Origin of the sequence: Pseudomonas paralactis, assembly GCF_001439735.1 — a bacterium.
Taxonomy (GTDB): Bacteria; Pseudomonadota; Gammaproteobacteria; order Pseudomonadales; family Pseudomonadaceae; genus Aquipseudomonas; species Aquipseudomonas paralactis.
On sequence record NZ_JYLN01000004.1, the window covers coordinates 480477 to 505475 of the forward strand.

15 protein-coding genes are annotated in these 24999 nt (G+C 60.1%); 10 read left to right on the plus strand and 5 right to left on the minus strand.

Annotated elements, in window-relative coordinates; translation table 11 throughout:
* Positions 1-11: 11 nt before the first annotated feature.
* Complete coding sequence (locus TX23_RS13680; protein WP_057702595.1) at positions 12-5819, minus strand: NEL-type E3 ubiquitin ligase domain-containing protein; 5808 nt, start codon at positions 5817-5819, stop codon at positions 12-14.
* A 200-nt stretch (positions 5820-6019) separates the two neighbouring features.
* On the opposite strand from TX23_RS13680, the gene TX23_RS13685 reads away from it, so the two are divergent.
* The 7 genes from TX23_RS13685 to TX23_RS13715 all read left to right on the plus strand — a co-directional run bounded on the left by TX23_RS13685 (position 6020) and on the right by TX23_RS13715 (position 17376).
* Positions 6020-8323: a YgiQ family radical SAM protein gene (locus TX23_RS13685; protein ID WP_034125867.1), complete on the plus strand. Its 2304-nt coding sequence runs from the start codon at positions 6020-6022 to the stop codon at positions 8321-8323.
* A 220-nt stretch (positions 8324-8543) separates the two neighbouring features.
* A complete protein-coding gene (locus TX23_RS13690; RefSeq protein ID WP_057702596.1) occupies positions 8544-9464 on the plus strand; it encodes a hypothetical protein in 921 nt (306 codons plus the stop codon).
* Entirely contained in the window at positions 9461-9919 is a 459-nt protein-coding gene (locus TX23_RS13695; protein ID WP_057702597.1) for a hypothetical protein, read from the plus strand. The genes TX23_RS13690 and TX23_RS13695 overlap by 4 nt, the downstream gene beginning before the upstream one ends.
* A 65-nt stretch (positions 9920-9984) precedes the next feature.
* Positions 9985-10365: a hypothetical protein gene (locus tag TX23_RS13700; RefSeq protein WP_244885954.1), complete on the plus strand. Its 381-nt coding sequence runs from the start codon at positions 9985-9987 to the stop codon at positions 10363-10365.
* A gap of 187 nt (positions 10366-10552) precedes the next feature.
* The gene (locus TX23_RS13705; RefSeq protein ID WP_057702599.1) at positions 10553-13843 is read left to right on the plus strand and encodes a transglutaminase family protein; all 3291 of its coding nucleotides are present in this window, start codon (positions 10553-10555) and stop codon (positions 13841-13843) included.
* Positions 13844-13999: 156 nt separating this feature from the next.
* A complete protein-coding gene (locus TX23_RS13710; RefSeq protein WP_057702600.1) occupies positions 14000-16486 on the plus strand; it encodes a circularly permuted type 2 ATP-grasp protein in 2487 nt (828 codons plus the stop codon).
* Positions 16486-17376 carry a transglutaminase family protein gene (locus tag TX23_RS13715; RefSeq protein ID WP_057702601.1) on the plus strand — a complete coding sequence of 297 codons (891 nt, stop codon included), beginning with the start codon at positions 16486-16488 and terminating at the stop codon, positions 17374-17376. The genes TX23_RS13710 and TX23_RS13715 overlap by 1 nt, the downstream gene beginning before the upstream one ends.
* Before the next feature lie 128 nt (positions 17377-17504).
* Here the strand turns inward: TX23_RS13715 and TX23_RS13720 are convergent, their stop codons facing one another.
* The gene (locus TX23_RS13720) at positions 17505-17687 is read right to left on the minus strand and encodes a hypothetical protein (RefSeq protein ID WP_057702602.1); all 183 of its coding nucleotides are present in this window, start codon (positions 17685-17687) and stop codon (positions 17505-17507) included.
* Between the two features lie 332 nt (positions 17688-18019).
* On the opposite strand from TX23_RS13720, the gene azu reads away from it, so the two are divergent.
* Positions 18020-18466, plus strand: coding sequence for an azurin (gene azu, locus TX23_RS13725; RefSeq protein WP_003188091.1), 447 nt, complete (start codon positions 18020-18022; stop codon positions 18464-18466).
* Positions 18467-18601: 135 nt separating this feature from the next.
* Here azu and nadE read toward each other — a convergent pair whose 3' ends face one another.
* The 3 genes from nadE to TX23_RS13740 all read right to left on the minus strand — a co-directional run bounded on the left by nadE (position 18602) and on the right by TX23_RS13740 (position 21745).
* The gene (gene nadE, locus TX23_RS13730) at positions 18602-19429 is read right to left on the minus strand and encodes an ammonia-dependent NAD(+) synthetase (protein WP_057702603.1); all 828 of its coding nucleotides are present in this window, start codon (positions 19427-19429) and stop codon (positions 18602-18604) included.
* Positions 19430-19432: 3 nt separating this feature from the next.
* Positions 19433-20647: a nicotinate phosphoribosyltransferase gene (gene pncB, locus TX23_RS13735; protein ID WP_057702604.1), complete on the minus strand. Its 1215-nt coding sequence runs from the start codon at positions 20645-20647 to the stop codon at positions 19433-19435.
* 207 nt (positions 20648-20854) lie between these two features.
* Positions 20855-21745 (minus strand): LysR family transcriptional regulator, encoded by an 891-nt coding sequence (locus tag TX23_RS13740; protein WP_057702605.1) that lies wholly within the window; start codon positions 21743-21745, stop codon positions 20855-20857.
* A 153-nt stretch (positions 21746-21898) separates the two neighbouring features.
* Between TX23_RS13740 and amaB the strand changes: the two genes are divergently transcribed.
* Both amaB and amaA read left to right on the plus strand, forming a co-directional pair.
* Complete coding sequence (gene amaB, locus TX23_RS13745) at positions 21899-23389, plus strand: L-piperidine-6-carboxylate dehydrogenase (RefSeq protein ID WP_057702606.1); 1491 nt, start codon at positions 21899-21901, stop codon at positions 23387-23389.
* 172 nt (positions 23390-23561) lie between these two features.
* Positions 23562-24845, plus strand: coding sequence for an L-pipecolate oxidase (amaA, locus tag TX23_RS13750; RefSeq protein WP_057702607.1), 1284 nt, complete (start codon positions 23562-23564; stop codon positions 24843-24845).
* Positions 24846-24999 lie beyond the last annotated feature (154 nt).

Genomic DNA, 24999 nt, shown 5'->3' on the forward strand with positions numbered 1-24999 from the left:
AACGGCCGAGATCATTCGGCCAGTTCTTGTCGAGTCAGCGTCTGGATCAGTTCTGCCTCTTCAATCGCGAGCAAGGCTTGCTGACTGTCGGTTTGCTCCTTGTAGGCGGTCTCGGGGAGTTGCTGCGCGGCAAAACTGTTGTGCAACGCCTCAAGACGTTCCTGATAAGGCTGGCGCTGTACTTCGAATTGCGCCTGGTATTTGTTGGTGATGTACACCTGCCAAAACTCCCTGGACACCAGCGCCTGGAATTCTTCGGGCGAGTTATCCAGCGCGATGACGGCTTCATAGGCGCTGTCCAGCATTGTCTGCGTAACGCCGGCCAGTTGAGTGAAGGCGGTACTCGGCGGTTGCCCCGGCAGTTGCAGGCGCTCCTTGAGGCCATGACGATAGGCCAGCCTGATTTCGACTTCCTCGCCCAAACGGCGGCGGTGGGGGCGTTTGTCTGTTTCCGACACGGCCGGATCGTTGACGATGGCTTCGCTGCGCTGGATGTCGGCCGAGGCGATCTTGTCGACTTCATGCAAACGGAACAGGCCTTTGGATAATGTCGATAAGTGCACGCCTTGTGACTGATCCATGGCTTGGCTGCGCGCTCTGTAGACCAGCACGGTGGTCTCCAGGTTACCGAAAGAGAAAGCCGCCCGATCACAACATGTTGGCTCTCCCGCGCGGTCGAAAATTTCCTTGCGCAGGGCTTCCGATTGCGGGCTGTTTTCACTGATCGCGTCGATGACCTCCCACACTCTGCGTTGGTAATCTGCCTGGCCGGCGTCGAGGCGTTCGAGGCGATTGAGCAAGTTGAAGAAGGGGTCGGCGTTTGGTTGTTCACGCAGCACATTCCACTGCGTTCTCCTGGCGTGAAGTCGGTCTGGAGCAAGGCCTGCGGTTAAGCGGCGAAACGACTCGTCGCCACGGTTTCTGAATGCACTTTGCCCTCTGTTTTGCAGGGCTGAAGTTACCAGGCGGTTCGGTCGTTCGGCGTCGGTTATACCCGCAGCGGTCAATCGCTCGCCGTACCTGGTAAGCCGCGCCAACGTGTCGTCGGACAATGGGTTGCGGGTTACGATAGTTATGTTATTGACGTGCGCTGATTGCGCCAGGCGAGCATCCGTCGGTTCGATGACAGAGTCTGGAATCTCTGAAATCCGATTACCCACCAGATTTATCGTGTCCAGTAACGGTTGCTCGCTCAGGCCGGTAGGCCAGGTATCGATACCTGTATTCCCCAGGTTGATCGAGCGTATATCCGGCATCTGGCTGAAGTCCGGTGCTATACCCAGCTGTTGATTTCCATTTATCCATAGGGCTCTGAGGGTGACGCGCTCGGACAGAATACGTGCGGTCTCCTGGGTAAGGCGGATCTGGTTGTTCTGCAGAAATAGTTTGGTAAGGCCACGCATTTCCCCCAGCGCCGGGGGAAGTTCCCTGAGCTGATTGTCGGTCATGCTTAGCCAGCGCACGTGTCGGAATTGTGTGAGAAACCCCTCCGGAGAAGCACTCAGGCCCATATTGTTCAATTTGAGCGAGCCTACATGGCTGAAGTCAGCGTCTATATCCGGCAAACTCGACAGTCTCAGGCCACTGAGGTCGAGTTCCAGGCCGATCGGTGTTCCGTCATGGGCATGTACCTGGGGCGCTTCCCGTCTCCAGCAATTCAGGATGCGCTCTCGGGCGGTGTGCCTATCGTTTCGATTCACGGCGTTCTCCGCCAACTCGCCTGCGCGGATGTAGGCCTGGCGTTGCCCTCCACCTGAGAATACCCAAGCGCTTAACTGGGTCCGCAGTTGGCTGAGCTCGTGTTCCAGTCGGCTCAATTCAGCTTCCACTGTGGCTTCGGGAAAGCCCCATAAGAAGTCACGAGCCTGTCGCAGGGTCTTGTTCGGGTACATTTCGAGATAGCGCTCCACCCGCGGATTCTTACAGTCAAAGGCCCCTTCGATTGCTCCAACGATCAGGTCAGGGTGGTTGTCTTTCATGAGCCGCCAGTAGGTGTCGAATTTTCTCCAGTACTGGTCGGGGAAGGGGTTGCCCTGGAGCAGCGTGACGTTGTTGATTCTGGCAATGGCGGGGAGCTGGTCGATCGTCGGGTTCAAGTTTATCGCGGGAACCTCGCGCAATTGGTTGCTGAGCAAGTCCACTTTTGTCAGGCCGGTCTTGTTCTGTAGTCCGGTCGGCCACTGATCTATCTTTGTGCCCCTCAGGTCCAATGTTTTCAGGTTGGGCATTGCGCTGAAGTCGGGGGTTATCCCCAGCGGGTTTTCCGACAAGTCGATATGCTCAAGCCGGGTGAGTCCCGATAGCTTTAACGCGCTTTGTGCATCCAGCCGGATTCGATTCGAACTCAGGTTCAACGTAGTCAGGTTGCTCAGGTCACCTACTGCGCCGGGGAGTTTGTCGAGGGTGGAGTGAGTAATGCGCAACCGTTCCAGGTGACGGAAATTGCCGATAAATGTATCGGCCGTGTCCGACCAGTCAATTGATACCAGATCCAGTTCCAGTACATGGCTGAAGTCTGCTTTCAACGCGGGAAGCACTTTGGTACCCGAGGGCATTTTAAAGGACGTTCCGGTCTCTCGGCGCCAACAGCGTTTGATCTGCTCGGTCACGACGGTCGCCCAGCCGGCGGGTTGGGAGGTGTCCGCCCGCCCCCATGCCTTCAGCGCTTGTTTGAGGTTTCTATATTCGGCTTCCCGCTCAGTCAGCCCGCTTGCTACGTCGTCTCCCAGCGTGCGAATAAAAGCGCTTACCTGCTCGGCGTTAAAGGACGGGAAGAGCTTTTGCACGCGACGCTGCGGACTGAGCATCTGATGGGCGGCGGCAGTTAACCGGTCAGCCACTTGCCGGTGGAACGACCAGCCGTGTTCCGAGCGGCGCATACCACCTGATGCGCCGATAACGGCGGTGACCCACAGGTTCGCCGCATTGCGCACAATGGCCCTGCTTTCGCCGGCCCGACTGCTGTTGTAGACGTTGCTCTCATCCATGGCCACTGGATCGTTCGGTTTGACAATGCGCCAGACTTTGCGGGTGCCGGAGGAGGCGTCCCGATCAAGCATCACCTGATAGGTACCATTGTCGATGCTCACGTATTTACGCTGGTTCAACTCATGGATGCCGTCGGCATCGGCATTGTTCGGCAACTGTTTGTAGACAATGCGAAACGCACTGAGGCTCTGGCTCGAGAGTGGCAGCTCCCGCGAGGGGATCAGGAATTCGTGCAGATACGCCTGATGCAGGCGGGCCTGTTTGAGCACATCTTGGGCCAGGCCGCTGGTGTCATGAATGGCGCGGCCGACATCAGCGCGTTGCGTGTCGGTAAGTGTGCGCAACGTCGCGCTGAGCAAGCTGTTTTCTCCGGCAGGTACAGGCGCCAGCTCGCCGCTGTCTTGCAGGTAGCCGGCATAGCGGTTATCGGATTTGACCAGCATGACAAAACTGTCGGCGTCGTCATTGCCGTAGGTGTCCAACAGCGCACCCCGACCCACAATATCGCCGGCCTGATCAGTCATGCCTTGATAGACCTGTACCCCGACATCGCTGGGCCAGCCCGGCAACAGGGTCAGCAGGTTGCCGAACAGCGTCTCGCTTTGCCTGTTGAGCCCCTGACCGCTGGGGTCAGACAGCGTACCCAGTGCCCCGATAATGAGGCTTTGCTGGCGGCTTTTATGAATGGCTTCGCGCACGGGGGCATCCAGAACGGAGTACGCACCGGCATCGCGTAACGATGGGTACCGTTGCAGCAGGTCGGCGGCCATGGCGCGAGATAGATCCGGGAAGCGCTGTTGCAAAAGGCTCAGCGCCGGGCTATCGACTGACGTCTGGGACGTGGGGTACTGATCCTCAATAGCCTGGATAAGTGTCGGGGCTACGGGCTGGCGGTCGAACCAGATATCCAGCAAGTCTTGGCGATCGATGCCGGCGACGTCCAGTGCGCGCCGGCAGGTTGTGGAGGTCAACGACAGCTGGCTAGGCGAGATCATCTGTTGCAGCACTTGAGCGTCATTCAGGGCACGGATGTCGAGCGGGTCCAGTGCCCAATGCTGATGGTTGGGCAGGTAGATGACGTAGGGGCGCACGCTTGAAGCATCACCCGTCAGTCGATAGCGCCCGGTGCTGCTTTCCAGCGTGACCTCGGCGAATTTGCTGTGGTCGTTGACCTGCAATTTGATGTAGCTACGTTGGTTTTTTTCAAACACACCCTGATTGTTCCGCTCAACACCGCTCAGGTAATGCGGGTCGATGGGCCTGTCGGTTTCCACGAACCAGAGGCCAGGCTTGCCGTCGGCGGTGGTCGCGTACCTGGGGTTGCCCAAGGCATTCATGAGCTTGCGCGTGCGGCGCGCCGACAGTCTGCCGGCGACCCCCTGAATGCGTACGCCCACCAGCAGATCAAAAATGTCCCCCACGGCTTGCACCAACTCCGCCTGCCGCCCGCGACGCAATGCCGATATGGCCTCAGCGGTCTGATAGGCGAGGGTGCCGAGCATCGCCACCAGCATGACCTTGCTCAGTCCGGTGACACCACCGGGAACGGGGATCAGCAGCATCGACAGGGTTTCGCTGACCAGATAGGTGAGCAGGTCAACCGCGGCGTCGCGATCTGCGAGTTGATTGGTGCGCGCCAGTCGAATCAGGTCGGACTGGATGGGGCGAGCCTGATAAATAGGCAGAGTGTGAGCCAGGGAACCTGTGTCCGTGCGAATTTTTTCAACGGCCAGTTTTTGCCGGTTTGGGGTCTTGCTGGCGAACAGGTCATACAGGATACGGGCATGCCAGTAGAGTTCATCGCGATTGACGCTGAGCGGCTTGATAAAGGTTCGGATCGTTTCCTGTTCCTTCAAGGAAATCGCCTTCATGAACCAGCCGAAGCGTGCAAGGCCTACATCGTTGCGGATCTGGTTTTGCAGGGCGTCCACGGCCTCCTGGTGCGAGGCATGTCGGCGCAGCGCGCCGTCCGGACGGTCCGGAAAATAGCTGTAGACGCAAGAACCCTCTGGGCCCTCAACGTGCCGGGTAAAAAAAGGGATGGCAATTTTGTCGCCACCGGCGTTCAGCTGGTACAGGTCCCAGGGGGTGTTTTTGTCGAACAGAGCGCTTTTGAGGGCGTTGAATTCACGCTCACTGATGCTCCAGGCTTCACCAGTGCGGTAGGCGTCCCTCAGGGCGATCATCAGCTTGGTGCCTTGCAGGCCGAACAAAGCGGAGGACAGGCGTGCCTGGAATTCTTTTTCGATGTAATCGCTGATTCGCTTGCCGATATCGACGCTGCGTGCGACGGCGACGAAGTCCTTCACGCTGATCGCGTCGTCGCTGATGGTGCTGGCGCGTTGTTCTTCGGTGGAAAAGTAGGCGGTGAATCCGAAGTTACGGTGCGCGGCCTCCAGTAAGGTGATCGAGCGTTCATACTCCTGCACGGCAAGGTCTTCTTTGAAGATGCGTATTTTGTTGCTGAGAAGATCATTGGCCGGCAGTTCGTGCGGGGCGATGGGCAACTGCCGGACTCTGGTTTTCAGGTAAGTCGTCTGTGGGTTGATCGGCTTGCCGGCTTTGCGCCTCAGTGCGCTTTCCAGGGCCTCGGTCAGTTGCTGGTTCAAGTCGCGGTAGAAATCATTCAGGGCAGTGTTCAAGAGCTGCTCGCGCCGCGTCTGGTCTTTGCACAGGCGCAGGTATTCATTTTGTTCCTCCAGCGGGAGTTTGCCCATGAAGGCTGCCAGGCTCTCTTCCATGGTTTGCAGAATCTGCTGGTCGGACCAGCTTTCGCTGGTCAGTAAAAAAAACGGTTCAGCCTCAACGGTCGTGATGGGTGGGGTGGTCATGGTCCGTGCTCGTTGCGTCAAAGATTGAGCAACGTTAGAGCGGGCAATGTTGGAGGGAGGGGTACATACATCTTTGGACAAGGGCAGCCCTTGGCGGTATGAACCGGGCACGGATATTTCCGACCATGGCCGTCGGAATTGGTCAAAATTTGTGCTATATTCCGCGCCCGCGATTTTTCATCTCAACACCGGTCACCGTCATGCAAACAGCCAAGCCGTTATTTGACTATCCCAAGTACTGGGCCGAATGTTTCGGTCCTGCGCCATTCCTGCCGATGAGCAGGGAGGAGATGGATCAGCTTGGCTGGGATTCATGCGACATCATCATCGTCACCGGTGATGCCTACGTTGACCATCCATCGTTCGGTATGGCGATCATCGGCCGGCTGCTGGAGTCCCAGGGCTTTCGCGTCGGGATCATTGCGCAGCCGAACTGGCAGTCCAAAGACGACTTCATGAAGCTCGGCGAGCCGAACCTGTTCTTCGGCGTCGCGGCCGGCAACATGGACTCGATGATCAACCGCTACACCGCCGACAAGAAAATCCGCTCCGACGACGCCTACACCCCAGGCGGCATGGCCGGCAAACGCCCGGACCGTGCGAGCCTGGTGTACAGCCAGCGTTGCAAGGAAGCCTACAAGAACGTGCCGATCGTGCTTGGCGGCATTGAAGCTTCCCTGCGCCGTATCGCCCACTACGACTATTGGCAGGACCGCGTGCGCAACTCGATCCTGATCGATGCCACTGCCGATATCCTGCTGTACGGCAACGCCGAGCGGGCCATCGTCGAAGTCGCCCAGCGCCTGTCGTGGGGCCACAAGATCGAAGACATCACCGATGTGCGCGGTACCGCGTTCATTCGCCGTGATACGCCGGCCGGTTGGTACGAAGTGGATTCCACGCGTATCGACCGTCCGGGCAAGATCGACAAGATCATCAACCCGTATGTGAATACCCAGGACACCCAGGCCTGCGCCATCGAGCAGGAAAAAGGTCCAGTCGACGATCCGGAAGAAGCCAAGGTTGTGCAGATCCTGGCCAGCCCGCGCATGACCCGTGACAAGACCGTGATCCGCCTGCCGTCGGTGGAAAAAGTCCGCGGCGACGCGGTGCTCTACGCCCACGCCAACCGCGTGCTGCACCTGGAAACCAACCCAGGCAACGCCCGTGCCCTGGTGCAGAAGCACGGTGAAGTGGACGTGTGGTTCAACCCGCCGCCCATCCCGATGACCACCGAAGAAATGGACTACGTGTTCGGCATGCCGTACGCCCGTGTGCCGCACCCGGCATACGGCAAGGAAAAGATTCCGGCCTACGACATGATCCGTTTCTCGGTGAACATCATGCGTGGCTGCTTCGGCGGCTGCACCTTCTGCTCGATCACCGAGCACGAAGGCCGCATCATCCAGAACCGTTCCGAAGAGTCGATCATTCGCGAGATCGAAGAAATCCGCGACAAGGTGCCGGGCTTCACCGGGGTGATCTCCGACCTCGGCGGCCCGACTGCGAACATGTACCGCATTGCCTGCAAGAGCCCGGAAATCGAATCCGCGTGCCGCAAGCCGTCGTGCGTGTTCCCTGGCATCTGCCCGAACCTGAACACCGACCACTCCTCCTTGATCCAGCTGTACCGCAGCGCTCGTGCGTTGCCGGGTGTGAAGAAGATCCTGATCGCTTCCGGCCTGCGCTACGACCTGGCCGTCGAATCGCCGGAGTACGTCAAGGAGCTGGTGACCCACCACGTGGGTGGTTACCTCAAGATCGCCCCGGAACACACCGAGGAAGGTCCGCTCAACCAGATGATGAAGCCGGGCATTGGCAGCTATGACAAGTTCAAGCGCATGTTCGAGAAGTACACCAAGGAAGCGGGCAAGGAGCAGTACCTGATCCCTTACTTCATCGCCGCCCACCCGGGCACTACCGATGAAGACATGATGAACCTGGCCCTTTGGCTCAAGGGCAACGGCTTCCGTGCCGACCAGGTGCAGGCGTTCTACCCGTCGCCGATGGCCACCGCCACCGCGATGTACCACTCGGGCAAGAACCCGCTGCGCAAGGTCACCTACAAGAGCGACGCGGTGACCATCGTCAAGAGCGAGGAGCAGCGCCGCCTGCACAAGGCGTTCCTGCGCTACCACGATCCGAAAGGCTGGCCGATGCTGCGTGAAGCATTGACCCGCATGGGCCGCGCCGACCTGATCGGGTCGGGCAAGGACCAACTGATCCCGCTGCATCAGCCGTCCACCGACAGCTACCAGAGCGCCCGTCGCAAGAACTCGACGCCGGCCGGCAGCCATAAGGTCGCCAAGGAAACCACCACCAGGATCCTCACCCAGCACACCGGCCTGCCGCCTCGTGGCAGCGACGGCAGCAACCCGTGGGACAAGCGTGAGCAAGCCAAGGCTGCGGCCCAGGCGCGCAATAAGCAGGCGGCCAAAGAGCGCAGCGATGCGGCCAAGGGCAAGGGCGGCAAGCCTACGCGCAAGCCGGTTGTGCCGCGTTGATCGACGCCTGAAATGCAAAGCGCCAGCCTCGTGCTGGCGTTTTGCTTTCTGGTCGGAGGTGAGGCTGTTTGGTAAGGTGGCGCCCATTAGATTGCTATCGGGGGTAAGCCCCACTCCCACACTTGGCTGAGTTCCAGCGTGAGAATGCATTCGAATGTGGGAGGGGGCTTGCCCCCGATAGCGTCGCTCCAGTCTCCACCCTTTCAAGGAAGAACACCTCATGGGCAACCCCTTGCTCAACATCGGCATGGACTCCAACCGTTCCCAGTTCATGGCGCGCCAGCGCATTGAAGGCCAGATCAACCTGCCGCGCCTGTTTGCGGCCATCGACGCCGATCCAGGTATCGTTGGCGCAGGCGTCGTATACATCGACGCCGACTTCAACGTCATCACCCTGCGCGAATTCAAGCCCATCTGCAGCATCAGGCCCAAGCGCATCATTTTGCGTGAAGCGCAGAAGTACATTGCGCCAACGCAGTTTGCTCAACATGTCGTGAGCAATCCTCGAGAATCGCGACTGATTGGCGAAGCTGTGAATACCGGAGTCTCCTGCTTTGGGGCTGTCATCAGTTGGGCTGCGATCGCCAGTGGAACAATTCTGGTGCCTTTCAGTGCCGGCGCCAGTTCCGTCATCGTTGTGGTGGGGTATGCGGCTGCCGGCGCAAGTATGCTTCAGTGTTTCAACGGCATTGCTCGAACAGCGCTGGAGGTCGCCAAGCCTGAGGTAAAGGATTGGCTCGACAGTGAGGGCTGGTACCAGAATGCTTCCATTGTGCTGGACGCAGTATCACTGGTAGGCGTGAGCGCTTCGGCCCTGACGACGGTCAAGCTGGTCAGGGCCGCCAAAGCATCGACGGGCAAGAGTCTGCGTGACGTGCTTCGCGGGTTGAATCGCCAGGAAAGAGCCAAGCTGACGAAAGAACTGCTGAGCATCAACCATCCCAGCTTGACTGCGAAGATGCTCAAATTGAAGCAGGCGTCGGGTGAACTCACCAAGCGTTTTACCCCTACGCAGCTTAAGCACAGCACCACTACCCAGATCAAAGACGTCCTGGGCGCAAGCATAGGATTTGGCGGGAGTGCGTACTCCGGAAACGTCAATACCATAGCGATAGGGTTGTACGAGGAAATAAACGAATGAACGAGTTAATGACGCTACGCGACTTTTTCAGGCAATACTTTCTGACGTTTATGGGCGGCGTATTTGCTGCGTGTTTTTCTTTGGCATTGGCTGTGGCGCTGGCGTTCGTCACTTATTTTCGTGATGTGCCGCTGGCTCAAGTGGGGCTCAAGATCATGTTGGTCGGGGCGCTGCTCATTCTGTTGACGGTCCATAGCAACTTTATGATTTTGCGGGGCCGACCCTCCTGGGTGTGGGTATTGGTCGGTATCTACGTCGCTTGTCTACTGTTTGTAGTTCCGATGGTTCAATTCCAGCCTCACAAAGTTCTTTATGGGTTGGCGCTGTTATTCCCATTGCTCGGATTATTGACACTTAATAGCAAGGTTCAACGAGAGATGCGCACGAAACTCGTGGGAATCCGTCGCATTCGGCAGTCTGTCAAATCAACCGTCAGATCGAGTAGTCGCATGTGAAGGAGCCGCCTTCGATAAACAGATTCCTGGCGCGCTATTTCCCCGTATTCATGGGGACGATTTTCATGGCGATCTTCTCCGGCTCAGCTGCGGTTTCCATGGCTGGCGTGACCTATTTGCGCGGTGTTGATCCTGCGCTCAAGGCCAACTATTCAGTAGGTGCGATCCTGGTGCTAGTGGCAGCTCTTGTCTTTGGCAACGTCATGATCGCACGCGGCTATCCCTGGGCTACGCGGCTGGTAGCGGCGTACTTGGGCGCTTGTCTGTTGTTCGCACTGCCAATGATTCAATACGATCTCAACAAGCTGGTCTATGGCTCGGCTGTACTCGTTCCGCTGTTGGGGTTACTGCTGCTCAACAGCAAGCGCCACCGCGAAATGCGCAAAAAACTGTCCGAGATACGCCATCTGCGCCAAGCCGCAATCGCAAAGCGCAAAGCCCGTTGATTGGGTAGATTCACCACCTGCACTCAACCTGGCGCTACAAATGTGTGCAGCGCCTGCACCATGCCGGCAACGCAGGCGCCGTTTTGGTGCTGTACTGCACCGGGTTCCACGCTAAAGCGCAATGACTGCCGCGCTGGCATAAGTCTTGCGCAGGTTGTGCCCATGCCCAGGCTCGCAGGAGGCCGCCGTGTCGATTCATGTCGCGTTGCACCACGTTACGCATTACCGCTACGACCGTGCTGTCGAACTCGGCCCTCAGATCGTGCGCTTGCGTCCGGCGGCCCATAGCCGCACGCGGATCTTGTCTTACGCGCTGAAAGTGCTGCCCGAGCAGCATTTCATCAATTGGCAGCAAGACCCTCAGGGCAATTACCTGGCGCGCCTGGTGTTCCCGGAAAAAACTGACCAGCTGCGCATCGAAGTCGATTTGGTCGCCGAGATGGCGGTGTTCAACCCGTTCGACTTTTTCCTCGAACCCTACGCCGAAAAAATCCCCTTCAGTTACGCCGCCGATGAGCAACGCGAGCTGGCGCCGTACCTGGAAACCCTGCCGCTGACGCCGAAGTTTGCCGCTTACCTGGCCGGCATTGACCGCACACCCTTGCCGGCGGTGGATTTCCTGGTCGGGTTGAACCAGCGCCTGGCCGCCGATATCGGCTACCTGATTCGTATGGAACCGGGCGTGCAAACCCCGGAATTCACCCTGGAAAACGCTTCCGGCTCTTGTCGCGATTCAGCCTGGCTGCTGGTGCAGTTGCTGCGTAACCTGGGGCTGGCAGCGCGATTTGTCTCCGGTTATCTGATTCAACTCACCGCTGACGTCAAAGCACTGGATGGCCCCTCCGGCACCGAAGTGGACTTCACCGATCTGCACGCCTGGTGCGAGGTGTATTTGCCTGGCGCCGGCTGGATCGGCCTGGATGCCACCTCCGGTTTATTTGCCGGTGAAGGGCACATCCCATTGGCTTGCAGCCCTGATCCATCGTCTGCCGCGCCGATCAGTGGGTTGGTGGAACCGTGCGAGTGCGAGTTCACCCACGAGATGTCGGTGGAGCGTATTTGGGAAGCGCCTCGGGTGACCAAGCCCTACACCGAAGAACAATGGCTGGCGATCCAGGCGCTGGGGCGGCAAATTGACGGCGACCTGCTCAAGCACGACGTGCGCCTGACCATGGGCGGTGAGCCGACCTTCGTGTCCATCGACGACCCCGACAGCGCCGAGTGGAACACCGCCGCTCTGGGGCCGGACAAGCGCCGCCTGTCCGCCGAGCTGTTCCAGCGTCTGCGTCAGCACTATGCGCCCCAAGGCCTGGTGCATTTCGGCCAGGGCAAGTGGTACCCCGGCGAGCAACTGCCGCGTTGGTCGCTCAATTGCTACTGGCGCCGCGATGGGGTACCGATCTGGCACAACAGTGCGCTGATCGCCGATGAGCAAGAGGACTATGGGGCTGACGGCGCGATGGCCGGACGCTTCCTGGCCAGCGTTGCCGAGCGTCTGAAGTTGCCGGCACGCTTTGTGTTCCCCGCCTTTGAAGACAACTTCTACTACCTGTGGCGCGAAGGCTCACTGCCGCAAAACGTTAGCGCCCAGGACCCGCGCTTGAGCGACGAACTGGAGCGCGAACGCCTGCGCAAAGTCTTCGGCCAGGGCCTGGACAAGGTCATCGGCCAAGTGCTGCCGTTGGCGCGCACCGCCGCCAATGATCGTTGGCAGAGTGGGCGCTGGTACTTGCGCGATGACCACTGCCGCCTGGTGCCGGGCGATTCACCGTTGGGTTATCGCCTACCGCTGGCTTCCCAGCCGTGGGTGACAGCAGCGGAGTATCCATTCGTACACCCGACCGACCCGAACCAGGATCAGCCGCCTCTGCCCACTACCGCGCAACTGCACAGCCACGGCGAGCCGGCCCCCAGTGATGAGCGCGTGCCGAAGGTCGACGAATCCGCCGATTGGCTGACTCGCACTGCGCTGTGCGCTGAAGCGCGGGAAGGGCGCCTGTACCTGTTTATGCCGCCGCTGGAGCGCGTCGAGGATTATCTGGAGCTGGTGACGGCCATCGAGGCCACCGCCCAGGAGCTGCATTGCCCCGTGTTGCTGGAAGGCTACGAGCCACCCGCCGATACACGCCTGAGCAATTTCCGGGTGACGCCGGACCCGGGTGTGATTGAGGTCAACGTGCAGCCATCCGCCACCTGGGATGAGTTGGTGGAACGCACCGAATTTCTTTACGAAGAAGCCCGGCAAACCCGCCTGACCACCGAAAAGTTCATGATCGACGGGCGCCACACCGGTACCGGCGGCGGTAACCATTTCGTCCTCGGCGGTGCGACGCCCAAAGACTCGCCGTTTCTGCGTCGCCCCGATCTGCTGCGCAGCCTGATCAGTTACTGGCATAACCATCCGTCGTTGTCCTACCTGTTTTCCGGGCTGTTTATCGGCCCGACCTCCCAGGCGCCACGGGTGGATGAGGCGCGCAACGATGCGCTGTATGAACTGGAAATCGCCTTCGCGCAGATGCCGGCACCGGGTGAGGAATGCCCGCCGTGGTTGGTGGACCGGCTGCTGCGCAACTTGCTGATCGACGTGACCGGCAACACCCATCGCGCCGAGTTCTGTATCGACAAACTTTACTCACCTGACGGCGCCACGGGCCGCCTGGGCTTGCTGGAATTACGAGCCTTTGAAATGCCGCCCCATGCGCGCATGAGCCTGACTCAGCAGTTGCTGTTGCGCGCGCTGGTGGCTCGGTTCTGGCGCGAGCCTTATGCGCCGCCGAAGCTGGCGCGTTGGGGCACTGAGTTACACGACCGTTTTTTGTTGCCGCACTTTATTGAGCAAGACTTTGCCGACGTCATTGTCGAGCTCAACGCTGCCGGTTATCCGCTGCGTGCCGAATGGTTTGCCGCGCACCTGGAGTTCCGCTTTCCCAAAGTGGGCGATTACGCCGTCAGCGGTATCGAACTGGAACTGCGCCAGGCCCTGGAACCCTGGCATGTGCTGGGCGAGGAGGGCGCGGTGGGCGGCACAGTGCGTTATGTGGATTCGTCTCTGGAGCGCCTGCAAGTGAAGTTGAGTGGCCTGCCGCCGCAACGCTACTTGCTGACCTGCAATGGCATACCCGTGCCGCTGCAACCGACCGGTCGAGTGGGAGAGTTTGTTGCCGGTGTGCGTTACCGCGCCTGGCAACCGGCCAATTGCCTGCAACCGACCATTGCGGTGCACGCGCCGTTGGTGTTCGACCTGCTCGACACCTGGATGCAGCGTTCGCTGGGCGGCTGCCAATACCACGTGGCGCATCCGGGCGGGCGCAATTACGACAGCTTGCCGGTGAACGCCAATGAGGCAGAGAGCCGGCGAATGGCGCGGTTTTTCCGGTTGGGGCATAGTCCGGGCAAGCTCTCTGTGCCGAGTGTAGAGGTGAACGATGAGTTGCCCATGACCCTGGATTTACGCCGTTTCCCCAATAAAAATGAGTGAACGCGATCAAATGTGGGAGGGGGCTTGCTCCCGATAGCAGAGTGTCAGTCAGCACATTTGTCACTGATGCGCCGCAATCGGGAGCAAGCCCCCTCCCACACTAGACCGTAGTGAATTTGAGTTAACCTGACTTCCCTTGCCTCTGCCGAGCGTTCCATGTCCGATTTGCTCGACCGTTACCCGCTCACCGCGGGCACCTATCACGAACTGCTGGATGACAGCGGCGCGGTGCGTGCCCATTGGCAGCGCCTGCTTGACCACCTGCAACGCAGTACGCCCGCACAACTGGCCCAGCGTCAGGCATTGCTGACCCGCCAGATCCAGGAAAACGGCGTGACCTATAACGTCTACGCCGACCCCAAGGGCGCTGATCGCCCGTGGGAACTGGACCTGCTGCCCCATGTGCTGGCCGCTGATGAATGGCGGCAGTTGTCGGCCGGTATCGCCCAGCGCGCGCGTCTGCTCAATGCTGTACTCGCCGACCTCTATGGCCCGCAGCGCCTGATCAAAGAGGGGCTGCTGCCTGCCGAGCTGGTATTTGGGCATAACAACTTTCTATGGCCGTGCCAGGGTATTCAGCCGCCGGATGGTGCTTTTTTGCACTTGTACGCCGTGGACCTGGCGCGCACGCCCGATGGCCGTTGGTGGGTCACCGCTGACCGTACCCAGGCACCGTCGGGTGCCGGCTACGCCCTGGAAAACCGCACCATCGTGTCCCGTGCTTTCCCGGATCTATACCGTGACTTGCAGGTGCAGCACCTCACCGGTTTCTTCCGCACCCTGCAGGAAACCCTGGCCCGCCAGGCGCCCGGCGATGACCAGCCGCCGCTGATCGTGCTGCTGACGCCGGGGCGTTTCAACGAGAGCTATTTCGAACATCTTTATCTTGCGCGCCAGCTTGGCTACCCACTGGTGGAGGGCGGCGACCTTACCGTGCGCGACAGCACGGTGTTCCTGAAAACCCTCAGCGGGCTGCGCCGAGTCCACGCGATCATGCGCCGCCTGGATGACGATTTTTGCGACCCTCTGGAGCTGCGTACCGACTCGGCCCTGGGCGTGCCCGGCCTGCTCGACGCTGTGCGCCAGGGCAATGTGCTGGTGGCCAATGCCCTGGGCAGCGGCGTGCTGGAGTCGCCGGGCTTGTTGGGGTTCCTGCCGAAGATCAACGAGTTCTTGTTCGGTGAAGCGCTGATCCTGCCGTCGATTGCCACCTGGTGGTGCGGCGAGGCACCGGTACTGGCCGAGGCACTGGAGAAGCTCCCGGAGCTGCTAATCAAACCGGCGTTTCCTTCGCAAAGTTTCGCCCCGGTTTTTGGCCGTGACTTGAACGAACAGCAGCGCCAGGCCCTGGCCGAGCGTATGCGCGCACGGCCTTACGCCTATGTCGCCCAGGAGCTGGCGCAACTGTCCCAGGCGCCGGTGTGGCACACCGAGGAGGACCATCTGCAACACCGCGCCATCGGTATGCGCGTGTACGCGGTGGCCAGCGCCGAGGGCTATCGCGTGTTGCCCGGTGGCCTGACCCGTGTGGCCGCCGACGCCGATGCCGAAGTGGTATCGATGCAACGCGGCGGTGCCAGCAAGGACACCTGGGTGCTCGGCGAGCGCGTCAGCGCCGGTGAACAGTGGCGTGCCCAGCGCGCCATTGGCGTCCACGATCTGGTGCGCCGCGACCCGTATTTGCCGTCGCGGGTGGTGGAAAACCTGTTCTGGTTTGGCCGTTATTGCGAACGCTGTGATGACAGTGCGCGCTGGCTGCGCGTCGTGCTGGCGCGCTATGTCGACGGCGATGATCCGTTGGCATTGCAGGCGGCGGTCGAGCTGGGTGAAAGCCTGCATCTGTTGCCGGAGGAGGGCGAGTTGCCGGAGCGTCTGCTTGCGGCCTTGCTCGGCGATGACTGGCCCTCCAGCCTGCGCGCCAATTTGCAGCGCTTGCAGTGGGCCGCGTCCCAGGTGCGCGGCAAGCTGTCTCGGGAAAACTGGCAGGCCCTGGTAGAGCTGCAACGCGAAGCCATGGAACTGGAAAGCCAAACCCCGGACTTTGGCGAGCTGCTGGATTTTCTCAATCGCTTGGTAATGTCTTTAGCGGCGCTGTCCGGGTTTGCCCTGGATGATATGACCCGCGATGAAGGCTGGCGCTTTTTGATGATGGGCCGGCGCATTGAGCGTCTGCAATTTCTCAGTACCAGCCTGGCCGCGTTCCTGCGTGGCGTGGCGGTGTTCGATCAGGCGGGGCTGGAGTGGTTGCTGGAGCTGGGCAACAGCAGCATCACCTATCGCTCGCGCTACCTGGCGGTGCCGCAACTGATTCCGGTGCTCGACCTGTTGTTGCTCGATGAGCAGAACCCCCACGCGGTGTTGTTTCAGCTCAAGTTGGTGAGCCGCACCGTGCGTCGCCTCAATGATGATTTTGGTGTGCCTCGGGAAACCGGCCTGGCGCCGTTGGTGGAGCGCCTGGGGCGCTTCGACCTGGGGTGCCTTGAGAACCCGCTGTTTGGCGAGCCCGGCGTACGTGCCGCGCTGGATGGCCTGGCCGACCTGCTGCAAGCGGTCGCCGATGAGAGCGGGCAAGTGTCGGACCGCCTGGCGCTGCGCCATTTTGCCCATGTAGATGATGTCAGCCAGCAAACGGTGTCGGTGTGATGAGTGCGCGCTATCAGATTTTTCACGATACCCATTACCACTACGACAGCCCGGTGTCTCTGGCCCAGCAGTTGGCGCATTTGTGGCCACGGCCGTGTGCGTGGCAGCGTTGCACCTGGCAAACCCTGGACATCAGCCCGCAGCCTTCTTCACGCCGCGATGAGCTGGACGTGTTCGGCAACCCGATCACGCGTCTTGCGTTCGAGCGGCCGCATGATGAGTTGCTGGTCAATGCCGGGTTGACCGTGGAAGTGCTGGCGCGTCCCGCGCTGGACCTGCGGCAATCACCCGCATGGGACAGCACCCGTGACAGCTTCACCTACAGCAGCCAGGCGCTGTCGATGGAGGTGATCGAAGCCTGCCGCTATCGCTTCGAATCGCCTTACGTGCACCTGAAAAAAACCTTTGTCGAGTTCTCGCAAAGCTGCTTCCCGCCTGGCGAGCCTTTGTTGGTCGGCGTGCAGGCATTGATGCAAAAGATTTTCAGCGAATTCACCTTCGATGCCGAAGCCACTCAGGTCGCCACGCCGCTGGTGGAGGTGCTGGAGCGCCGTCGCGGCGTGTGTCAGGACTTCGCCCACCTGATGCTCGCCTGTCTGCGCTCACGGGGCCTGGCGGCGCGCTATATCAGCGGCTACCTGCTGACCCAGCCGCCGCCCGGCCAGCCACGGCTGATTGGCGCCGATGCGTCCCATGCGTGGGTCTCGGTGTTTTGCCCGCGGTTGGGCTGGGTGGATTTCGATCCGACCAACAATGTGCAGCCGGCACTGGAGCACATCACCCTGGCCTGGGGCCGGGATTTTTCCGATGTGTCGCCGTTGCGTGGGGTGATTCTGGGGGGAGGCAGCCATGACCCGGAGGTGCGGGTGACGGTGATGCCGCTGGAATAATGACTGCGGGCTGTCGATTTTTGTAGGAGCGAGCTTGCTCGCGAAGGATCTTGGGGCGCCACGTTAATCCAGGCGACCCTCGTCATCGTTGACGTTCTTCGCGAGCAAGCTCGCTCCTACAGGAATGCTTATTCAGCCGGGTCTTTCGGGTTTTCTGTCTCGTCAGTTGCCGCTTCACCTTCCGCATCCGGGTTCAGTGCGCCGGCTTCTTCGTCTGCAGCGGCTTTCTTGCGTTGCAGCTTTTCCTCTTTCTTCTGTTCCTTGGCCAAGTCTCTCTGACGTTTGGCGAAGGAGTAATTAGGTTTGGCCATGGGCGATCCTCTAGGGTCGAAGGTGAGGGTGGGCGGCGCGCAGCTGCCTTGGGTCGTCATGGTAGCAGCTTCAGGGTGCCCTTTGCTTTCACTTACCGCAGGCGTAGGCGGCCAGCAGGCCGTTGAACAGGTGATTGAGGTGCATGGCATGAACTCCCGTGAGTGATGGGGCGATCATAGGCAGGGTGCGGCAGTTTGGCTGGTTGATTGTGTTGATCAGTCTGATAGCCTAAAGTTGTATACAATCTGTTGATGCAGATCATAAGAACTTCAGCCTGCTTGAGGCACCCTTGTCGCAATACGCGTTTTCTAACCCTGCCTTGGAGATTCACATGTTTGCCAAACTCGTTGCTGTTTCCCTGCTGACCCTGGCGAGCGGCCAGTTGCTTGCTGCAGAGTGCAAGGTCACTGTCGACTCCACCGACCAAATGTCGTTCAACACTAAAGAAATCACCATCGACAAGAGCTGCAAGCAGTTCACCGTTGAGCTGACTCATTCGGGCAACCTGCCCAAGAACGTGATGGGCCATAACTGGGTGTTGACTACCGAAGCCAATATGCAACCAGTGGCAACCGACGGCATGGCTGCGGGGATCGACAAGGATTACCTGAAAGCCGGTGATGAGCGCATCATCGCCCACACCAAGATTATCGGTGCCGGCGAGAAAGACTCGGTGACCTTCGACGTCTCCAAGCTGAAGGCCGATGAGAAATACAGCTTCTTCTGCTCGTTCCCAGGCCACATCTCGATGATGAAAGGTGCTGTGGTTCTGAAGTAACACCGCGTTATCGTTCATCGCAGGCAAGCCAGCTCCCACATTCGACCGCATTCCCATGTTGGAATACGGTCAAGTGTGGGAGCTGGCTTGCCTGCGATGGCGATCTGACAATCAATGCAAAACGATCGGTTCACCTCAAGGCGCAAACGGCATGACCCGCTTGTGCTCTGTCTTGCGATAGGTCTCGCAGATAATCCTGAACGCCTCTTCACGCACCGGCTCGCCGTGCAGGAAGGCATCAATCTCGGCATAGGTCACGCCATGTGACGCTTCGTCCGGCTTGCCCGGCGACAGGTCTTCGAGGTCGGCGGTCGGCACCTTCTCCACCAGCGATTCCGGCGCGCCAAAGTGGCGGGCAATGGCCCTCACTTGATGCTTCACTAGCCCGCTCAACGGCGCCAGGTCGCAAGCCCCGTCACCGAACTTGGTGTAGAAGCCCATCACCGCTTCGGCCGCATGGTCGGTGCCGATCACCAGGCCACCGGCCGCGCCGGCAATGGTGTACTGCGCCACCATGCGCATACGCGCCTTGGTGTTGCCCAGCACGAAATCGCGGGACACCGCCGCCTTGCCTTCAAACGCCGCCACTTCATTAGCCAGGGCCTTCACTGCCGGGCCGATGTTGACGGTGTGGCGTTCATCCGGCTCGATAAAGTCCACCGAGGCCTGGGCGTCGTGTTCGTCAAACTGGGTTTCGTAGGGCAGGCGCACGGCGATAAAGCGGTACGCCTCATCACCGGTGCTGGCGCGCAGTTCCTGCATCGCACGTTGGGCCAACAGGCCGGCGGTCAGGGAGTCGACGCCGCCGCTGATGCCCAGCACCAGGGCCTTGAGCCCGGAATTGCGCAGGCAGTCCTGGATAAAGGTCACGCGTCGGGCAATCTCGGCTTCAAGGCTGGCCTGGTCTTTGAACGGCGCTTGGACCTTGAGCTGCTGCGCAATCTCACGCTGTACGGCTTGCATGATTCACTCCTTGCTGGAAAGGGCAGGTACTTTGAAAACGTGACGCAAATAGGCGACAAAATTCGGGTCGGTGCAATGGGTCTTGCCCGCTTCATCGGAAATCTTGGCGACGGGTTGGCCATTGCAGGCGGTCATTTTAAGCACGATGCTCATCGGTTCCACCCCCGGAATGTCGCAGGTGAGGTTGGTGCCGATACCAAAGCTCACATTGATCCGACCACGCAACGCACGGAATATCTCCAATGCTTTGGGCAGCGTCAGACTGTCGGAGAACACCAGGGTCTTGCTCATCGGCTCGATGCCCAGCTTGTGGTAGTGGGCGATGGCTTTTTCCGCCCACTGAATCGGATCGCCGGAGTCGTGGCGCAGGCCATCGAACAGCTTGGCGAAGTACAAATCGAAGTCGCTGAGGAAGGCGTCGGTGGTGATGCAATCGGTCAGGGCGATACCCAGCAGCCCACGGTACTCGCGCACCCAGCAATCCAGGGCGGCGATCTGGCTGTCGATCAGGCGCGGGCCCAGTTGCTGGTGGGCCATGATCCACTCATGGGCCATGGTGCCCAGCGGCTTCATATCGAATTCACGCGCCAGGTGCACGTTGCTGGTGCCGACAAAGCGCCCAGGGAAGTCATGTTTGAGCACGCTGACTACTTCTTCCTGTACCCGGTACGAGAAGCGGCGGCGCGTACCGAAGTCGGCCACTTGCAGTTCCGAGAGTTCATCGCTGGAGGCATTGGCCGTCAGCCAATCGAACTTGCGGTACAACTGCTCGCGGGCCTGTTCAAGGATTACGGTCTGGTAGCGGTAGCGGTTACGCACTTCGCTGACGATGGCCAGCATCGGCACTTCAAACAGGATCACATGCAGCCAAGGCCCGCGCAGGCGGATAAATAACTCGCCGTTCTCGATGCCGGTTTGCACATACCGCAGGTTGAAGCGAAACAGCCCGAGGAAGCGCAAAAAATCCGGCTTCATAAAGCTGATGCGTTCCAGAAAGCCCAGTTGGTCGGGGCTCAGGCTTAACTCGGCGAGGCGTTCGATCTGGTAGCGGATCTCCGCCAGGTATGGGCGCAGGTCTTCACTGTTACGGCAACGGAACTCCCATTCAACTTCCACATTGGGGTAGTTGTGCAGCACCGCCTGCATCATGGTCAGCTTGTAGAAGTCGGTGTCGAGCAGGTTCTGCACGATGCGATCGGCAAACACACTCTCGCTCATAACGGGAATCTCCAGACGGGGCGGCGATGGAGGCCGGCCTTTACGCACAATTGAGGAAGGGGGTTAGTGGCGCATAGACCTGTGGGGGATTGCCAGTGATTTTTTCAGTAAGGCCACTGGCGCCATCGCAGGCAAGCCAGCTCCCACATTTGAAATGCATTCCAAACGGTGGGAGCTGGCTTGCCTGCGATGGCGATTCTCCAGGCGCTAAAGCACCTGCTCCATCATCCACTTCACAAATTCGCGCACCTTGGGCACTTCCGCCGAATGCTCAGGATACGCCAGGTAGTAAGCATCCTGGCTCGGCATCGCATGTTGCCAGGGGATCACCAACTTGCCCTCGGCCAATTCCTCTTCCACCAGAAAACGCGGCAACAACGCCACGCCGCAACCTACCTGCGCTGCCCGAATGCACATATAAAACGTGTCGAACCGCGGCCCATGGTAGCTGTGCTCGGTATGAAAGCCCTGGCTGGCGAACCATTCATGCCAGCCCTGGGGCCGCGAGGCGTTTTGCAGCAGCACCAGGTCGCTCAGTTGCGTGGGATCGGTGAAGGGCTGGGCGGGCAGGCTGTCGGGCGAACATACCGGGACAAGTTCTTCGCTGAACAGCTTCAGGCTCTCGGTGCCGGGACGCGCGCCCTGGCCGAAGTAGAAGGCCATATCAGCCTTGCCTTGCAGCAGCTCATCCGGCGCTTGCTCGTTGCACAGGTCCAGGTGGATCTGCGGGTGACGCAGGCGCCAACCCTTGAGGCGCGGCACCAGCCAGCGCGCACCGAAGGTATAGGGCGTGGACACACGCAGCACTTCAGTCTCCCCGCCGTAGGAGCGCAGGTAATGGGTAGACATCTCCACTTGGGTGAGGATCTTGCGCACTTCCACCAGGTACAGGTCGCCCGCCGGGGTCATCTGCAAGCGGCGGCGCACCCGGCGAAACAGCAGGTGCTGCAACAACTCTTCCAGCTGCGCCACCTGTTTGCTCACGGCGCTTTGCGTGAGGTTCAGCTCTTCGGCAGCGCGGGTGAAGCTCAGGTGGCGGGTAGCGGCTTCGAAGCACTGCAGAGCGGTGATTGAGGGCAAATGTCTTTTGTTCAGCACGGCATGCCTCTTTTTGTTCTTTGCATGAATAAACGGAATGATATCTCGCCTAATCGTCGTTTGTTGGCAAGTCTTGGGCCAGCTACAAATAGGGCCAGGATCGCCGCACGTGTCGCGGCGCGAATTTTTGTACGCAGATTGAAGGAGTGACCCATGGTTGCCGCATTGCTTGATCGTCTCGGGGTAAACCCGGCGCTGTACCAGGCGGGCAAACAGCCCGTGCATTCGCCGATTGATGGCAGCCGTATCGGCAGTGTGCACTGGGAAGGCGCCGCCGAGGTGGAGCAACAGGTCAGTCGTGCCGAGCACGCATTTGAGGCCTGGCGCAAAGTGCCGGCCCCGCGTCGCGGCGAGCTGGTACGCCAGTTCGGCGATGTACTGCGCCAATACAAGGCCGACCTGGGCGAGCTGGTGTCCTGGGAAGCCGGCAAGATCACTCAGGAAGGCTTGGGTGAAGTGCAGGAAATGATCGACATCTGCGACTTCGCCGTGGGCCTGTCCCGACAGTTGTACGGCTTGACCATCGCCTCCGAACGCCCAGGCCACCATATGCGTGAAACCTGGCACCCGCTGGGCGTGGTCGGGGTGATCAGCGCCTTCAACTTTCCGGTGGCCGTATGGGCATGGAACACCGCGCTGGCATTGGTATGCGGCAACGCAGTGATCTGGAAACCCTCGGAAAAGACCCCGCTCACCGCGCTGGCCTGCCAGGCGTTGTTCGAGCGCGTACTGAACAAGTTTGACGATGCGCCCGAGTACCTGAGCCAGGTGATCATCGGCGGCCGCGACGCCGGCGCCGCGCTGGTGGACGACCCGCGCGTGGCCCTGATCAGTGCCACCGGCAGCACCCGAATGGGCCGCGAAGTGGCGCCGAAAGTTGCGGCGCGCTTCGCCCGCAGCATTCTCGAACTGGGTGGCAACAACGCGATGATCCTCGGGCCAAGCGCCGACCTGGACATGGCCGTGCGCGCCATCCTGTTCAGCGCCGTCGGCACCGCCGGCCAACGTTGCACCACGTTGCGCCGGTTGATCGCCCATGAGTCGGTCAAGGAAGACATCGTCACCCGCCTCAAGGCGGCCTATTCCAAGGTGCGCATCGGCCACCCGCTGGAAGGCAACCTGGTCGGCCCACTGATCGACAAGCAGGGCTTTGACAACATGCAGGACGCCCTGGAGCAAGCCTTGAGCGAGGGCGGCAAGGTGTTCGGCGGCAAGCGCCAACTGCAAGACACATTCCCCAACGCCTACTACGTCTCGCCGGCAATTGTGGAAATGCCCGAGCAAAGCGACGTGGTGTGTACCGAAACCTTCGCGCCGATTCTCTACGTGGTTGGCTACACCGACTTCGCCGAAGCCCTGCGCCTGAATAACGCGGTGCCACAGGGCCTGTCGTCATGCATCTTCACCACTGACGTGCGTGAAGCCGAGCAATTCATGTCGGCGGTAGGCAGTGATTGCGGGATTGCCAACGTCAACATCGGCCCGAGCGGCGCGGAGATTGGCGGTGCCTTTGGTGGCGAGAAAGAGACCGGCGGCGGGCGAGAGTCGGGGTCGGATGCGTGGCGCGGGTATATGCGCCGCCAGACCAATACCGTGAACTACTCGCTGGAATTGCCGTTGGCCCAAGGCATTACCTTCGACTGAGCCCACGCGTCGAAGTGAGATCAAAATGTGGGAGGGGGCTTGCTCCCGATAGCAGTGTTTCAGTCAGCAAATCTGTAGCTGACCCACCGCTATCGGGAGCAAGCCCCCTCCCACATTTGATCAGATTTTCAATTCTGAAAAGTTGTTTGTTAGGTCTCATCGGAGTCTGGCAATGGCACTACGCGAAACATGTTTATGGGAACGCCTCACCCCCAGCCGACCAGATCGCGCCGCGCTCAGCGGCACACTCAAGGTGGATGTGTGCGTAATCGGCGCCGGCATCACCGGTTTGTCGGCGGCCATCCATTTGCTGGAACAGGGTAAAAGCGTTGCCGTGCTGGAGGCCCATCGCACCGGCCATGGCGGATCGGGGCGTAACGTCGGCTTGGTCAATGCCGGCCTGTGGATCCCGCCGGATGAGATCGAAGCCGGGTTCGGCACGGCGATTGGCAGCCAGCTCAACCGCATGTTGGGCGCAGCGCCGGCCCTGGTGTTCAGCCTGATCGACAAATACAACATCGATTGCCAATTGCGCCGCGAGGGTACGTTGCACATGGCGCACAACGCCCGTGGCGAGGCGGATTTGCGCAGTCGTGAAGAACAATGGAAGCGCCGTGGCGCGCCGGTGGAGTTACTCACCGGGCCGGCGTGCGAGCAAGCCACCGGTACCCGCAAAATATCCGCCGCCTTGCTCGATCGACGGGCCGGCACCCTGAACCCCATGGCCTACACCACGGGCTTGGCCAATGCCGCCGCAACGCTGGGCGGGCAATTGTTTGACCATTCCCCGGTCACCCGGCTTGAACGCCAGGGTGCCGACTGGTCGGTGCAGACCGCTGAGGGCGCGGTGCAGGCTGCTCAGGTGGTGATCGCCTCCAACGCCTACACCGAAGGCGAATGGACAGAGTTGCGGCGCAATTTTTTCCCCGGCTATTACTATCAGGTGGCTTCGGCGCCGCTGACCGATGATGCCGCCCGACAAATCCTGCCTGGTGGCCAGGGGTCGTGGGACACGCGCCAGGTATTGAGCAGCATCCGTCGTGATGCCGATGGCCGCCTGTTGCTGGGCAGCCTGGGCAACGGCAACCAGAAACCCGCCTGGTTCCTCAAGGCGTGGGCCGATCGGGTGCAGCAGCACTACTTCCCGTATCTCAAATCGGTGCAGTGGGAATACACCTGGACCGGCTGCATCGCGTTTACCCCAGACCATCTGATGCGCCTGTTCGAACCTGCCCCCGGCCTGGTCGCAGTCACCGGCTATAACGGGCGCGGTGTGACCACAGGCAGCGTGGTCGGCAAGGCATTTGCCGACTACCTGTGTCACCAGAATCCCCAAGCCTTGCCGATCCCTTTTGCGCCGATGCAGCCACTGGCAGGCGCAGGTCTGCGCAGTTGCCTGTATGAAGCAGGATTCTCGCTGTACCACGCCGGGCAATGTCTGAGGATCGTGATCTGATCAGCGAAATACCCCTCAAAAGCCTGCATTTTCTTAGCAGGCTACTCATCTGTATTGGTGCAAGTCGTAGCAATCACGCACTGTAAATGTGCAGTTCCGTTACGCCTTTTGTTACAGGTGCAGGAACTGCCGTTTATCCCTCCGGTTGCAGGTG